Raw genomic sequence first — 15393 nt, 5'->3', positions numbered from 1 at the left:
CCGCATGTGTCAACTGTCAGGAAACGTTGTTTCTCTCTATGCTGGCAGCGTGACCGACGACCCTTTGATCCGGAATCAGTCTGGAATCGCACGGGAACGCCCCGTCGACCAGTCGGTCGAGGAACTAGAACTCGAGACGGCGATCGCCCACAACGTGCGAAGGTTGCGACGGCAGCAAGGTCTGTCGGTGGGAGACATGGCATCTCGGGTCGGTATCTCCAAAGCGATGATGTCGAAGATCGAGAACGCGCAGACCTCGTGCAGTCTCAGCACGCTCGCTCGGCTCGCCAACGGGTTCGACGTGTCGGTGACCTCGCTCTTCCGAGGTGCCGAGATGGAGCGGTCGGCGGTCTTCGTGAAGGCGGGCGAGGGTTCGGAGATCGTTCGCGAGGGCTCCCGCGAGGGTCACGAGTACGAACTGCTCGGTTCACTGCGCGGCGAGCACAAGCGCCTCGAGTGTCTGCTCGTCACGCTGACCGAGAAGTCGGTCACGCAACCGCTGTTCCAGCACGCGGGCACGGAGTTCCTCTACGTCCTCGAAGGCGTGATGGACTACGCGCACAGCCGGTCGGTGTACCGGATGCATCCCGGTGACTCGTTGCAGCTCGACGGCGAGGGTGCGCACGGGCCCGTCGAACTCGTCGAACTGCCGGTGCGTTTTCTGTCGGTGATCGCCTTCCCCGACTCCGCGGTGTGACCGGTCAGGTGCGCGAGCGGCTGAGGTCGAAGTCGTAACGCGACGTCGGAACCACGTCGAGATTCCGGTCCGCCCCGAACCTGGCGACGCTCTCGAGCATCAGGGTCATCCGCCGTTCGAGTTCCTGCTGATCCCCGCCGCTCCCGTAGAACGCGTGGATGTCGCTGACCGCTGTCATCGGGAACAGTTCCTCGACGATCGCTGCGACCGGTGGGGCGTCGTCGGTCAGCGGTCGGTCGACGATGTTCTGGACGTAGCCGAACGTGTCCTGGGTGTCGATGGCGACCTGCGTGTGGTCGTCGAGCCAGCGGCGCAGCCACTCGTCCCGATCGAGCTCTGCCGGTCTGCGGAGGAAGGCGATGTTCGACAGCGCGTTGATCCGGGATCCGTCGCGGGGCAGTTCCGGATCCAGTGGTGTCCGCTCGGTGACCACCCAGGCCGCGACGGGGCCGTCGACCTCGGCGGACACGACCGCCAGGACCGGTTCGGGCTCGGACGCCCAGAATGCGACCGTCGCGCCGATCGGCGGGTCGAGTTCGTCGATGCGCATGGCTGCCGACACCTGGTCGTCGCTGAGGTTGACCTGGACGCGAGTGGCACCCGCGGCGCCGCAGTTCGCGACGAGCAGGTCGGCATCGGCCCGGGTGAGTCCATCACCGCGGATCGCCACGATCACCTTGGAATCCGTCATCGCCCGGACGGTACCCGGCCGCCGGGACGCAGGTCACCGTTTCGCAGATCCACCACAGTCCCGCTCCCTGAGGTGCGAGCGCAGCGAGCCACGAAGGGCCGGCGAACGTTCGTCGCCCTTCGTGGCTCGTCGCTGTCGCTCCTCACACCTCAGGGAGCAGAAAGGTGGGTTTGCGGGGAGCTCAGAACTCCTCGGCGCCGATGAGGGCCGCGTCGTCGGCGACCTTGTGGTCGTGCGCGACCTTCGCCAGGGAGACGGCACCGAGCGCGACGACGCAGTAGGCGGCGGCGAACCACCACGGCGTGGCCTCCGAACCGGTCCACTTGGCGAGGTAGGCGACGAGGACCGCCGCGATGGCGGCGCCCATCCAGCGGAGGAAGCTGAAGCCGGCACTCGAGACAGAGCGCGGGGTGTCACCGCCGACCGCCGACATCGCGACGTCGGTGAAGAGGGTGTTGAGCACGCCGGACGGGAAGCCGGAGAGGATGACGGCCAGGCCGATCAGCCAGACCTGATCCGTCGCGGTGCCGATGCCGGCGAGGACCATCACCAGTCCGTACACCGAGACGGCCACGAGGACACCCGACTTCTCACCGATGACTCGTGCGAGCAGAGGCGCGACGAAGACGCCGGCGACCGCGGTGAGCAGACCCCAGCCGAAGAACACCAGTCCGGCGTACATCGGACGCAGACCCATCGCGATGGGTGCCCAGGCGATCACGGTGAACAGGGCGCCGGTGTAGAACGCGGAACCCACGGAGGTGACGAACAGGGTGCGGTTGCGCAGCACCTTGAGCGGATCGACGATCCGGACGCGAACGCGTTCGGACCGCGGGCCGTCGGCGGGAAGCATGAACGCGCACAGGATCGCGCCGGCCAGCATCAGTAGCGCAGTGCCGGCAAACGGTGCGCGCCAGGTCCATTCACCGAGTGTGGCACCCAGCAGCGGGCCGACCGCCAGGCCGATACCGAGGGCGGCCTCGTACATCATGATGGCGCTGTTGCGGTTGCCGACCGCGGACTGGACGATGAAAGCCAATGCGGTGGCGAGGAACAACGCGTTGCCCAGCCCCCAGATCACCCGATAGGCGATCAGCTGGTCGATGTTGTCGGCGAACGCCGAGACGCCGGCGGCGACGACGATGAGGCCCAGACCGACGGTCAGTGTCCGCCGAGGACCGAAACGGTATGCGGCCCAACCGGTCAGCAGCATTGCGACGCACTGCACACCGACGTAGACGCCGAACAGAAGGGTGAGTTTCTCCGGCGGCGCATTGAGCGCCTCGGCGATGCTGTGCAGGATCGGGTCGACGAGCCCGATGCCCATGAACGCGATGACCGCCGCGAACGCGGTGATCCACACCGCGCGAGGCTGGGCCCGCAGCGATGCGAGCATGGACGGTTCGGAGGCCGGGGTGGCGGAGGTGCCGACCTCGACCGTGTCGGTCGTGGAGTGCTCGGTGACGGTCATGAGGTCCTTCGTCTGGATCGGGTGGGGCAGGCGGTGGGCGAGGGGGTCACACGCTCGCCGTGGCGGCTGCCTCTGCTGCCGGATGGTTGTCGAGTCGTTCGCGCAGGGCCTGCAGCGCCGGGCCGGCCGCCGCGATGGCGGCCCGGTGCTCCGCACTGAGGTCGGCCAGTGCACCCGTCAGGACGACGTCGCGTTCCTCGCGGATCTGCTCGACCAGTGCGCGGCCATGGCCGGTGAGACCGACCAGAACCGCTCGGCGGTCCAGGGGATCGGGCCTGCGTTCCACCAACTCGTGCTTGGTGAGTCCGTCGATCACCGACGTCGCTGTCGGCATGCGGATGGATTCTCGTTCGGCGAGTTCACCCATGCGCATCGACCCATGATCGGCCAGGACGCCGAGGGCTGACGTCTGCGCGGCCGTCAGCTCCACCGAGGGGGCGCGCCGGCGAAGTGCCAGGTACAACCTGGTGATCGTCGGGCGCAAGGCCAGGGCGAGCTGTGCGGAATCGGAGGCGGACACGTTAGCGAGTCTAATACTTAGTACTTCGAAGTATTAAGTCAGAAGCGTGTGATGCTGATTACCGAACTCGAGGCGGAGTGACCGGGTCGGTCGGTCAGTGGTGTCCGACGACCTCGAAAAAGGCGATGAGGTCGCGGCGGGCGGTCGCGACTCCGTCGGGGCGGCCGTCTATTTCACTCAGCAGACCCCGCTGGAAGATGCCGTCGAGTGCGATGTAGGCGACCGCGGGTGTGACCGCCGGCCGGGTCCCCGACAGCTCGCAGAACCTGTCGACGACGCGCCAGATCATCTCTTCACGACGGCTCTCGATCTCGATGACGTCGGCGCGGAACGAGTCGTCGAACATGCTCTGATTACGCAGGTCGTACCAGAGTCGGTGGATGGACGCCTCGGAGTGCATGCCCGCGAAGAACGTGTCGGCGAACTCGTCGCGCAGTTGAGCTGCGGTGACCGCGTTGGCGACGACCTCGTCGTAGCGGGTGACGCAGACGGCTTCGTACTGCCGGACCGCGTGGGCGATGAGGTCGAGTTTGTCGGTGAAGTAGTAGTGCAGCACCCCGTGCGAGTACTCGGAGTTCTGCGCGATCTCGCGCAGGCTCGTCCGCGCGTAACCCAGTTCGGCCAGCGTCGTCAGAGTCGCCATGGCCAGCTCGTCGCGCTTCGCCTGGAACTTGTCGCGTGAGCGGGCCTCGATGCGGGCCTGTCGGTCGACGACTTGTGTCATCTTGCCGTCCTTGCTGGGAGAAGCGTGCTCGGAGAGCCCTCAGTGTACTCATCCGGCCGATCTTGACGCTTGTCAAGGTCGGCCGGATGAGCACCTGACGAGTAGAGGCGTCGGCCTAATTCCGCTGCTCGCCGTAGTTGCCCCGGACCTCGTTCTTGAGGATCTTCCCGACCTTGGAACGAGGTAGCTCAGTCCAGATCTCGACCTCCTTGGGCGCCTTGACACTGCCGATCCGTTGCTTGACGAAGGCGATGAGGTCTGCGGTGTCGGCATCGTGACCCGCGCGCAGTTCCACCGCGGCGGTCACGCGTTCGCCCCACTTGGGATCGGGCAGACCGATGACGGCCGAGTCTTTCACGGCCGGGTGAGCGAGAAGCGCCTGCTCGACCTCGGCCGAGTACACGTTGAATCCACCCGTGATGATCATGTCCTTGGCCCGGTCGACGACAAAGAGGTATCCGTCGTCGTCGAGATATCCGATGTCGCCCGTGTGGTGCCATCCATGCGCACTGACCTCGGCCGTTGCCTCGGGATTGTCGTGGTAACCGTCCATCACCAGCGGGCCGCGGACGACGATCTCGCCTCGTTCGTCCCGCCCCAGCAGCGTCCCGTCGTCGTCCATGATCGCCACCGTGGTCAGCGGCGTCGGCCGGCCGGCCGAGGTGAACCGCTCGGTGGCCATCGAACCGTCTGCCCGAAAGTGCTCCGCGGGCGCGAGCGTCGCGATCATGTTCGGTGCCTCGGTCTGTCCGAACAACTGGCCGAGTACGGGACCGATACGCGTCAGCGCCTCCTCCAGACGGGTGGGGGACATCGGCGCGGCGCCGTACCAGAGACACCGCATCGAGCTCAAGTCCCGACTGTCCAGATCCGGGTGGTCGAGCACGCCGTAGATCACGGTGGGCGGCAGGAACGCGTGGGTGATGCGATGACGTTCGATGAGTTCCAGGAACTCGCCGATGTCGGGCGCGGGCATGATGACGACTTCGCCGCCCAGGCTCAGAATCGGGAACGTCAGGACCCCCGCCGAGTGGGTCAGCGGGGCCAGCGCCAGGTAGCGCGGACGGTCGCCGAAGGGGTAGCTCATCAGCGCCAGCGCGGTCGAGGTCATCATGTTGTCCTCGGTCAATCGCACCCCCTTCGGGCGCCCGGTCGTCCCGCCGGTGCCGGCCAGCATGCACAGGCCGCCGTCGGGTCGTCGACTCTCGTCCGTTTCAGCGCGGTGCGCGTCCAGCCAGGCGTCGAAAGAGGTCGCCCAGCCCACCTCACCGTCCAAGCACACCAGCCAGTCCAGTTGTGGCAACTGATCTTTGATCTTCTCGACCAGGCCGGCGAACTTCGCCTGGAAGAACAGCAGCCGACACCCGAAGAGGTCGAACAGCTGCCGGTTCTCGTCGGCCTCGTTGCGGGGATTGACCGGGCACCACACGGCGCCGGCTCGCGAGATGCCGAAGACACACGTCAATGCCAGCGGGTCGTTCGCCGACAGGACGGCGACCCGATCGCCCGCGTCGATCCCGTTGTGCTGCAACGCACCCGCGATGGCCGTCGACCGATCCTGGACCTCACCGTAGGTCGAGGTGACTCCGCCGGTGGTCAGGCACGGCGCGTCACGTCCCAGCGAGGCACCCTTGTCGAGATACTCCGAAAGTCGCATGTCGCCCTCAGCGGTGCACGGTCACGATCGGGTCCAGCACCAGACCGAAAGCGCGCAGGGTCCCGAGCAACTCGCGGTGTCCGAACGCCTGGCAGCTGGAGACGAAGCCGACGCGTCGGGGTCGTGCCTGCAGCAACTCGTTCGCTGCATGAGCGTTGAGCAGCGCGGTCTGCTTGTAGTTGGAGTTGCCGTGGATCACACAGTGCGCCCGGCCGAGCGGCCCCGACGCGTAGACCGAGTCCAACGACGTGTTCAGGCGCGGATTCTCCCGCGGCGGCATCTCGCTGCGGATGGCGGCCGACTGTTCGTCGATGATCCGGTACTTCTCCTCTTCGGACTTTCCCTCCATCTGCTCGAGCGCAGCCGCAACCAAGACCGGTACCCCCTGCATCAGTGGACGATTGAACACACCGCCGAGCGCCTTTGCCGTGGCCACACGCGGATCGTTCTTGAACCACACCGGATGCGAGGTGCCGCCCCAGGGCAGTGCGAGCCCGAGGTCGTGCTGGCCGGGCACACTCACCGTGTACAGACCTGCGTCCGCGGGCCACTCGACGTACTCGTTCTCCTCGAGGTAGTACGCCTTGGCGAACGCCGCGTTGGTGAGGATGGTGTTGGTCGACGCTACCGTCGGGTGGCCCTTCCAGAACACCTGGATGTCGAGGGTGTCCAGTCCCGGGTTCTCCAGGCAGATGTTCGCCGCGATCTCGCCGATCGAGTACATCTGTGCCAGGCCAGGGGTCAACACCAGTTCGCGCGAGGCGAATTCGGCACCGTACTGGGCCTCGGCGTCGATCATCCAGTTCTGCTCGCCGTTGGTGTCGGTGTAGTGGGCCCCGATCTCCAGGCATGCCTGGACGACCTCGTGACCGTAGCGGGCGAACGGACCGACCGTGTTCAAGACGACGTCGGCACCGCGGAAGGCCTCGGTCAGGGCCTCGACCGTGTGCTCGACCTCGATGATGTCGTATGCGACCGTGTCGATGCCGGGCACCGCCTCGACCGCACTCGTCAACCGGGCGTGATCGCGACCCGCCGCGAGGAACGGAATGTTGTACTCGCGCAGGTATTCACAGATCAGTCGGCCGGTGTATCCGGACGCTCCGTAGACGACGACGCGCTTGTCAGTGGGCATGGCAGAACTCCTCGGGTGCTGGTGAAGCCGGGGTGATGGTGAAAGTGTCGGTGGGATGAAGCGAGGGTCGGGGTGTCACATCCCCATGCCGCCGTCGACCGGCAGGCCGGCGCCGGTGATGAACTTCGCGGCATCGGAGACGAGGAAGACCACGGCGTCGGCCATGTCGTCGACCTGACCGAGTCGGCCGAGGGGCGTCAGTTCCGCGACCGCCTGGGCGGCCGCCTCCGGTGACTCGAACAAGCCGAGAGCGGCGGTCTCGACGGCCAGTTTGTTGCCCATCGCGGTCGGGGTGAGCGCGGGATAGATCGAGTTGACGCGGACGCCGTAACCCAGTTTGCCCGCCTCCGCCGCCGCGACGCGGGTGAGACGGTCGATACCGGACTTCGTCGCGGAATAGACGCTGATTCCCGGGAAAGCGATTGTCGCAGCGACGGATGCGATGTTCACGACTGCCCCGCCCTTGCCCGCGATGCCGCCCGGGCGCATCGCACGGAAGGCGTGTTTGATGCCCAGCGCTGTGCCCAACACGTTGACGTCCAACATCTTCGACGCTTCTGCGGCGTCGATGTCGACCAGGAGACTGGTCACCTCGATGCCGGCGTTGTTCACGACGATGTCCAGGCCGCCGAGCGATTCGACGGTCGACGCCACGGCGGCTTCCCAGGCAGAGTCGTCGGTGACGTCGAGTGAGACGAACTCGGCCTTGGCGCCTTTCGTGCGCAAGGCCTCGACCGTCCGTTGACCGCCGTCCGCGTTCACATCGCCGATCGCCACAGATGCGCCCGCAGCAGCCAGTGCCTCGGCCATTCCGGCGCCGAGACCTTGCGCGCCACCGGTGACCAATGCCGTCCGCCCGGTCAGGTCGTAGCTCGTCATCGTTATACCTCCAGTGAGAACCGCCGATGCCGTCAGCGTCAGGCGGAGAAGCAGGACACAGTCGAGACAACATGTGCTGCACGCCACACTAAGACGAACTCTTGACAGTCGTCAAGAAAAAACTTGACGACTGTCCGGATATGGCTATATCACCGGTGCGGCCGGGTGAGCGGACGGGTCGTCGGCGACTCCGCGTCGCAACAACAAAGCACCCCGGGTTCCGGCTGTGAGCCGGAACCCGGGGGTGTTCGGAGAACTCGGGGGTCTTGGAAGTAGGAGGTGGTCAGACCCCGATTTCGGCGCCGTCCTCGCGCCAGACCGCGACGACAGACGGGCGCGGTTGGGAGTCACCGCCGTCGGGCCAGTGCGAGGCGGGGTTGTCCGCCGAGTGATCGTCGAGCTCACCCGGATGCTGCACGGCGATGAGAATGCGATTCGTGTCGATGATCGGACCGCAGGTCTCGCCGCCCTTGGGCACCGTCAGGAACTGCTTGGTCTCGCCGCGGCGGTCGCCGTCCAACGCGACCGCGAACAGTCCGTCGTTGCTGTCGAGTGCGTTGCCGTCGGTGGACACCCAGAGGTTGCCGTGAGGGTCGAAGGCGACGTTGTCCGGGCAGGAGATGGGGCTGACCTTGGTTTTGTCGAATCCGCCGTAATACGTGTCGGCCGCAGCCGGATCGCCGCAGACGAGGAGCAGCTCCCACGTGAACTCGGTACCGGTGTGGTCGTCGGTCATCTCGAGGACCTGACCGTTCTTGTTCTCGTTACGCGGATTGACCGCGTCCGCGACCGCTTCACCGTCCGTGCCGCGGTCGCTGTTGTTGGTGAGCGCGCAGTACACCTTGCCGGTCTTCGGGTTCGGCTCGATGTCCTCCGGACGGTCCATCTTGGTGGCTCCGACGGCGTCGGCGGCCTGCCGGGTGAACACCGCGACCTCGGCGGGCGTCATACCCGCGATGTACGAGCGGGCCGAGCCGTCGGCGTTGACGGTCAGCAGCGGCTTCCACGAACCCTTGCCGGCGAACTTGCCTGAAGCAGGCGGGGTTCCGGAACCGTCGACTTGGTCGGGCGATTCGCCGGTGAAGGTGGCGACGTACAGGGTGCCCTCGTCGAGGATGCCCATGTTGTGCTCGCGCGCGGTCCGGGACAGCCCACTCTTCATCTTGCGGCTCGACACGAACTTGTAGATGTACTCGAATTTCTCGTCGTCGCCGCTGTACGCGACGACCGTGTCCTTGTCGGGTCCACTGGGGACGACGTAGATGTTCGCCGACTCGTGTTTGAACCGGCCCATCGAACTGTGTTTGACGGGAACGGCTTTCGGGTCCTGCGGATCCACCTCGACGATGTAGCCGAACCGGTTGCCCTCGTTGGGTTCCACGGCGAGATCGAAGCGCTTGTCGAACCGCCCCCAGTGGTGTTCGTCGCCGTCGTCCTCGAACGAGTAGCGCTCGAGTCGCTCGGTGGCCTTGGCGTCGGTCACCTTGCTCGCGTTGCTGAAGTAGTTGTTGAAGTTCTCCTCGCCGGAGAGCATGGTGCCCCAGGGGGTGAGCCCACCCGAGCAGTTTGCGAAGGTTCCCAACACGGTGGAGCCGGCCGGGTCGGCGGTGGTCTTGACGAACTCGCTGCCCGCCGCCGGTCCCGTCAGACGGAAGGGGCTCGAAGCGGTGAGGCGCTGATTCCGCGGTCCCACAACTGGCTTGAGCGCTCCGCTACCGGACTGCGCAGTGACCTCGACGACCGCGATGCCGACCGACGCCATCGCGATGCGCGCCTGCTGTTCGGTCGGTTCGCCGTCCTTGTAACCGGTGAACATGAACGGTTCGGTCGGGTACTCGAGATTCGCGACAAGGTAGTAGTGGTCGGCGACACCGTCGACGGGGATAAGACCGGCGAAATCGTTGTTGAAACCGAACTGGCCCGCCTGGGCCTCCGGCGTCTGATTGGCGAAGTCGAACTCGGGTGCACCGGGAAGGACCGGATCACCCCAGCGGATGACCACCTCCTGCTGGTAACCATCCGGAATCACCACGGCGTCTTGCGTATTCGGGGCGACAGCAGCGAACTTCATACCCGGGAGTGCATCCCCGGAAGCCGCGGGGCTCGACGACGCCGAGCCCGATGAGCCCGAGTCGCCGCAGGCGGCAAGGAGTGACGTCGCGCCGACGGCGACGGCTGCGCCCGCGGATGTCTTCAGGACACTTCGACGAGACACCGCAGTGCGAACGACGTCGCGGAAGTAGGCGTTGTCGCTGGTGTTCCCGGGCTCGTGCCGGCACGCGTCGCCGCACTTGTAGCGGCAGGTCACATAGGCACGGGACGACCGCCCCGCATCCTCACCATTGGACATGAACAGCTGCAACGGAATACGCACACGGGCTCCTCTGAGAAACGTCGCGCCACGGGGCCGGCGCACGACGAGAAGCACGTTAGGAGGGCCAGACGAACCGATGGCTACCCGTGCATGAACGGCAGCCCAACAGAGGTGATGGTTCCACGTGGAACCATGGGAAATGCGTCAGAACCGGCCGCCCGTACCGATGCGTCCGGACGATCCGGAACCGCCGAACGAGCCGGGGCTTCGTCCGCCGCTGCTGAACCCACCACCGAAGCCTCCTCCACCGAAGCCTCCACCGCGGCCGCCGACGGTTCCGCGCAGGAAACTGTCGACCAGGATGCCGCCCAGGACGGCACCCGCGGTCGAGGTTCCCGAGGATCGCGGTTGCTGTGTGTGCTGCCAGCTGACCACGTCACCCTGCGCCGCCATCAAAGCCTGGTCGGCGAGCGAGCCCGCACGGCGGGCCGTGTCGGTCGCCGTGAGCGGGTCGGATGCCGCCGAGTCCTGAGCGGACCGGAGAAGGCGCTGCGCTTCGGCCAACCGGGTCCGTGCCGTGGACTGCACAGCGCCACGACGAGTACCGATGAAGTCGGCGGCAGCCGACACCTTGGCCCCCGCCGACTCCAACGCCGCGGTGAGCACCTGCGCACGCCGCGTGCGCTCAGCCGCCGCATCGCGCGCCTCGGCGAGGGCGTCGTCCAGGTCGGCATCGGCGTCGACGAGCGCGGTGAACGTCCCCAGCGGGTCCGCGTCGAAATCGCTGCGAGCGGCCGCCACCGCCGCTGCCGCGGCCTCGACCGCAGCGGTCAAGTTCGGCCCGCTCGCAGTGAACTCCGCCGCCTCCGCGAGCTCGGCCTCCACCTCGTCGATGAGTGCCGGCATCCGGGAGCGGGCCACGGCGATGTTCGCGTCGGCGTGCTCGATCGCGTCGAGCAGCGCGGTGGCCTGCTCGATGGACCCCTCCGCGGACCTGATGGCCGCGACGGCCGGTCCCTGCCTGCCGACCGGCATGGCGATCGCCTCTCGGCCCTGATCCGCGGTGGCCTCCGCGAAGTCGATCTGCTCGCGGGCCAGATCCACGTTGTCGACGATCGACGCGAGGATGCCCGTACCGTGCGCATCGACGAGCTCGATGAGCCGCCGCGCCGCCGGATCCAGCCGGGCGCGCAGACCGATGAGTTGCTGTGTGATCGAGTCGAATCGGGCGTCGGCGTTGATCAGGAGGTCGCGCAGGGCGTCGAAATTCTCCACCTGGTCGTCGAGCGCACTGTCGGTGTCGGTGCACGTCGTGATGATCTGCACGAGCATGGAGCGTCGTTCGTCGTCGGTCTCGGGAAGATTGTCGTCGAGCCGTTGCCGGATGGCGAATGCCTGCGAAAGCGCCCGCCTCGCACGATCCAGAGTCGCGGTGAACGGGGCGGTGTCCGCCTCGCCGAACTCGCCGATCGCGAGTTGCAGTTCTTCCTCACTGGTGCGGATCGCATTGTCGAGGTCGGTGAGCACCTCCCGCGACCACGGGTCCAGCACGTCGATCGGTTGCGCGGCCAGCTGGTCGACGGTCAGCTCCTGCTCGCGCAACGTCTCCAGACTTCCCTCGATTCGACGCTGTTTCCGGCGGCGCGAGTATAGGAATGCTCCGCCCCCGCCGAGCACCGCGGCGCCCCCGACCACCCCGGCGACGATGACCCCCGTGTAGCTGGGGTCCAGCGCCTCGGACAGCCCGTTGACCGCCGCGAAGCCGGCGCCCGCCCAGTTCGCCTCACGTAGTTGCGGTACGACGTCGTCGTTCGCGACCTCGTCGAGCGTCGACTGATCGAGACCACCGATGCTGTCCGGTGCGAACAAGCGGTACGCGCGGTCTTCGGTCGCGACCGCCAGCAGTGCGTCATGGTCGCCGAGTTCGCTGGTGAGGGCCGTCTGGTCGGCCCACTGCTCGCTCGTGAGACCGCCGAAGTCGCGCACGTACACGATCCACATCTGGACACCGTGCGCGTTGTACAGCGAGTCCACGGCGGCCTCGAGCTCGGTGCGCTGCGCAGAGGTGATCGCGTCCGCCGAGTCGACCACGTACGTCGGGAGGCGGGTGGGCGCTTCGGCCGTCGCCGCTCCGGGCCCCGGCGACAGCAAGGCCAGGAAGAGGCCCAGCAAGGCCACCAGTCCGGCCACCCCGACACAGCGTTTCGGTCCGCCCCCCGATGCCGACACTCGATGCATGATCACAAATTTAACCAGCCACCGCATTCGGGTGAGCGTAGGACCGAAGGGGAACCGAACCGGTCCAGGCTGCGGTCAGTTGCGCGAGTCGCGCCACCGGCAGAGCGCCGCGAGTGCGGTGAGATCGTAGTCGGGACCGTTGACCCCGACCGTCAGCAGTGTCACGCCCTCATCGGCCAACGCGTCGGCATCTCGGAGCAGGGCGTCGACGTCGCCGTCGAACTGCACGCCCGACGACCGCTCGATGGTCTCCGGGTCGCGACCCACGGCCGCGCAATGGTCGGCGAGCACCTTGGACTTGTGCCGGTACTGCTCGACGTCGTTGAAGCCGTGCCAGATGTCGCCGTGCTCGGCGATGTAGCGCAACGTCTTCTTCTCGCCGCTACCGCCGATGAGGATCGGGATGTCTCGCGTAGGGGCCGGATTCAGCTTGGCCAGGCGGGATTTGATCCGTGGCAGTGCGGCGCCGAAGTCGTTCAGCCGCGACCCGACGGTGCCGAAGTCGTAGCCGTACTCGTCATAGTCCTTCTGGAACCAGCCGGCGCCGACACCGAGGACGAGGCGACCACCGCTGATGTGGTCGACGGTGCGCGCCATGTCTGCGAGCAGCTCCGGGTTGCGGTACGAGTTGCAGGTCACCAGTGCGCCGATCTCCACGCGCGAGGTCTGCTCCGCCCACGCACCGAGCATCGTCCAGCACTCGAAGTGCTCACCCTCCGGCGCCCCGTACAACGGATAGAAATGATCCCAGTTGAACGCGATGTCGACGCCCGTGTCCTCGGCGCGCCGCACCGCGTCGCGGATCAACGAGTACTCGGGAGCGTGCTGGGGCTGGATCTGGACACCGATGCGAATGGGGAAGGCCATGCCGACCAGTGTGCCTGCTGTCGGCGGGATCGTCGACGTCGACGCGAGTCACGGTGACCGTCAACCGCTCTCGGACGCGACGGCCGGGACCCAGATGCCCCGGTGGTCGTCGACCCGCTCATCGAGGGCGGGCGGTCGAGGGTGTCGGTTCTTGCCGAATCGGCAACAGTTCTAGCCTCTGGCGACTGCGCGTGCCACAGTCGAGTCATGACCGAGAACCACCACCCCGACACCGTCATCCGACCATCCAGACCCGATGACCCGGGAACCGCAGAGGGTTGGGACGCGCGCTACAGCAGTGCCGACCGCCTCTGGACCTCCGACGTCAACCCTGCATTGGTCGCCGAGGTGTCCGACACGGAGCCGGGTACCGCACTCGACATCGGATCGGGCGAGGGCGCCGACGCGCGCTGGCTGGCCGATCGTGGCTGGCAGGTCACGGCGCTCGACATCTCGCAGGTCGCGATCGACCGGGCCCGCGAGATCGATCCACGACCGTCCATCACCTGGTTGCGTGCCGATGTGATCGCCGACGACGTTCCGGCCGCCGACGTCGATCTGGTGACCATGCACTACTTCCCGATCCCCAAGGCGAACCTCGACGCGGCGCGACGACTGGTCGACGCCGTCGGGCCCGGTGGAACCCTGCTGGTGGTGGCGCATGCCCCGGACGGGGTGCGGGCGCACGGGTTCGATCCGGACGCCTACGTCCAGCCCGGAGACTTCGCGGCACTCCTGGGCGACGGGTGGGAGATCGTCACCGATGAGACACGCGAACGCGGTAGGGCGGCCGGGGGCGGCCATCACACCCACGATGTGGTGTTGCGCGCACGGCGGCGGGTCGGCTGATCCCCACGACCCTCGCGGATTGAGTGCACACCTGTACACTCAGGGCATGACCGCAACGACCACGCGCGAGACCGAACTGCGGGCCCTCGCCGGCCTCGGCCTCTACGAGGTGGGGGAAGCCACACGGGGCATCGGTTCGATGCACCGCGTCATCTCCGGCGGTGTCTTCCGGATGCTCCGACCGGTCCTGGGCAGCTCCGTCGACACGGCGCGGATGGTGCACGACGCCGTGAGCGAGGGCACCTACCACTCCATCGCCGCGGCACTCGACGCCGGCAGGTCGGCGGCGGACCACGTGCCCTGGCCCGAAGGCCGCGCACCCTCGCACACCCATCGAGGCGCGGTGCTGCTCGGCATACTCAACGGGCTCATCGGCGACGAACTAGAGACCGATGACTCGCCGCTGACGGCCGACATGTCCATCCGGATCGACGGGCGCCCGGTCGCGCTCGACTCACGATCGCTTCGAGATGCCTTTCCAGCCCCGACCGGACACGTCGTCGTGTTCCTGCACGGACTGATGGAGTCCGAGTTCGCGTGGTCACTCGGCGAACGACCGACCTACGGCGAGAAGCTGTCCGACGACATCGGTGCGACCGAGGTCCAGATCCGCTACAACACGGGCCGCCACATCAGCGAGAACGGCCGGGCACTCGCCGATCTCCTCGACGCCCTCGTGCTCCTCTGGCCGACCCCGGTGACCCGGTTGACCCTCATCGGCCACTCGATGGGTGGGCTCGTCATCCGAAGTGCCTGTCACGCAGCCGATCAGCGCGGTGACTACTGGACGCGTCTGGTGTCGGAGACGGTGTGCCTGGGCACGCCGCACCTGGGGGCGCCACTGGCACGCGGTGTCCATCTCGCGACGAACGCCTTGTGCCGGATGCCTGTCACGCGTCCGATCGGTTCGTTGCTGCGGCGTCGGAGTGCGGGAGTGCGAGACCTGTTCCACGGCAGCCTCACCGATGACGACTGGGTGGGGCATGACCCAGACGCGTGGTCTCAACCGCCCGGCGCCGACGTCCCCCTACTCGAGGGCGCACGGCATCTGTTCGTTACCGCGACGATCACCCGCGATCCCGACAATCCTCTGGGGCGACTGCTGGGTGACGGCCTGGTGCTCGCACCGAGTGGACGCGGCCAGCACACGCGACGCCGCCGGGGGCTCCGGTTCCAGGAGGGATTCCACGTCGGCGGCGCACACCATTTCACGTTGTTGAACAGCGACGCCATCTACGACTGGATGCTTCCCAACCTCGCACCACGGAAGGCGTTGCCGCCCGGACGATCTTCCTAGGGCGGCACACCCTCGTGCCGGCAGGCGGCGCCGAAGTCGCGTGCCGCCCGCCGG

At 67.0% G+C, this 15393-nt stretch carries 13 protein-coding genes; 3 read left to right on the top strand and 10 right to left on the bottom strand.

The genetic code is table 11. The features are described from left to right. The first annotated feature begins 4 nt into the window (after positions 1-4). Entirely contained in the window at positions 5-697 is a 693-nt protein-coding gene (locus ACSUZC_RS23510; RefSeq protein ID WP_439030842.1) for a helix-turn-helix domain-containing protein, read from the top strand. 4 nt (positions 698-701) lie between these two features. Here ACSUZC_RS23510 and ACSUZC_RS23505 read toward each other — a convergent pair whose 3' ends face one another. From ACSUZC_RS23505 to ACSUZC_RS23460, 10 genes are all read right to left on the bottom strand, one after another. Beyond that, positions 702-1388, bottom strand: coding sequence for a hypothetical protein (locus ACSUZC_RS23505; protein ID WP_439030841.1), 687 nt, complete (start codon positions 1386-1388; stop codon positions 702-704). Between the two features lie 181 nt (positions 1389-1569). Continuing rightward, complete coding sequence (locus tag ACSUZC_RS23500; RefSeq protein WP_439030840.1) at positions 1570-2859, bottom strand: MFS transporter; 1290 nt, start codon at positions 2857-2859, stop codon at positions 1570-1572. Positions 2860-2905: 46 nt separating this feature from the next. Further along, positions 2906-3379, bottom strand: coding sequence for a MarR family winged helix-turn-helix transcriptional regulator (locus ACSUZC_RS23495; RefSeq protein ID WP_439030839.1), 474 nt, complete (start codon positions 3377-3379; stop codon positions 2906-2908). A 94-nt stretch (positions 3380-3473) separates the two neighbouring features. Further along, on the bottom strand, positions 3474-4103 hold the full coding sequence (locus tag ACSUZC_RS23490) for a TetR/AcrR family transcriptional regulator (RefSeq protein WP_439030838.1): 630 nt from the start codon (positions 4101-4103) through the stop codon (positions 3474-3476). Positions 4104-4218: 115 nt separating this feature from the next. Next, on the bottom strand, positions 4219-5760 hold the full coding sequence (locus ACSUZC_RS23485; RefSeq protein ID WP_439030837.1) for an acyl-CoA synthetase: 1542 nt from the start codon (positions 5758-5760) through the stop codon (positions 4219-4221). Between the two features lie 7 nt (positions 5761-5767). Next, positions 5768-6895, bottom strand: a complete 1128-nt coding sequence (locus ACSUZC_RS23480; protein WP_439030836.1) for a DUF5938 domain-containing protein — start codon at positions 6893-6895, stop codon at positions 5768-5770. 75 nt (positions 6896-6970) lie between these two features. Continuing rightward, positions 6971-7774: an SDR family NAD(P)-dependent oxidoreductase gene (locus ACSUZC_RS23475; protein ID WP_439030835.1), complete on the bottom strand. Its 804-nt coding sequence runs from the start codon at positions 7772-7774 to the stop codon at positions 6971-6973. Between the two features lie 283 nt (positions 7775-8057). Continuing rightward, positions 8058-10148 carry a PhoX family protein gene (locus tag ACSUZC_RS23470; protein WP_439030834.1) on the bottom strand — a complete coding sequence of 697 codons (2091 nt, stop codon included), beginning with the start codon at positions 10146-10148 and terminating at the stop codon, positions 8058-8060. Positions 10149-10292: 144 nt separating this feature from the next. Further along, positions 10293-12326, bottom strand: coding sequence for a TPM domain-containing protein (locus ACSUZC_RS23465; RefSeq protein ID WP_439030833.1), 2034 nt, complete (start codon positions 12324-12326; stop codon positions 10293-10295). A 75-nt stretch (positions 12327-12401) separates the two neighbouring features. Next, entirely contained in the window at positions 12402-13193 is a 792-nt protein-coding gene (locus tag ACSUZC_RS23460; protein WP_439030832.1) for an LLM class F420-dependent oxidoreductase, read from the bottom strand. A 207-nt stretch (positions 13194-13400) separates the two neighbouring features. On the opposite strand from ACSUZC_RS23460, the gene ACSUZC_RS23455 reads away from it, so the two are divergent. Then, on the top strand, positions 13401-14042 hold the full coding sequence (locus ACSUZC_RS23455; RefSeq protein ID WP_439030831.1) for a class I SAM-dependent methyltransferase: 642 nt from the start codon (positions 13401-13403) through the stop codon (positions 14040-14042). Between the two features lie 46 nt (positions 14043-14088). Then, positions 14089-15339, top strand: a complete 1251-nt coding sequence (locus ACSUZC_RS23450; protein WP_439030830.1) for an esterase/lipase family protein — start codon at positions 14089-14091, stop codon at positions 15337-15339. Positions 15340-15393 lie beyond the last annotated feature (54 nt).

Source organism: Gordonia terrae (genome assembly GCF_051789125.1).
Taxonomy (GTDB): Bacteria; Actinomycetota; Actinomycetes; order Mycobacteriales; family Mycobacteriaceae; genus Gordonia; species Gordonia terrae_A.
This window is presented reverse-complemented; position numbering and strand designations above follow the sequence as displayed.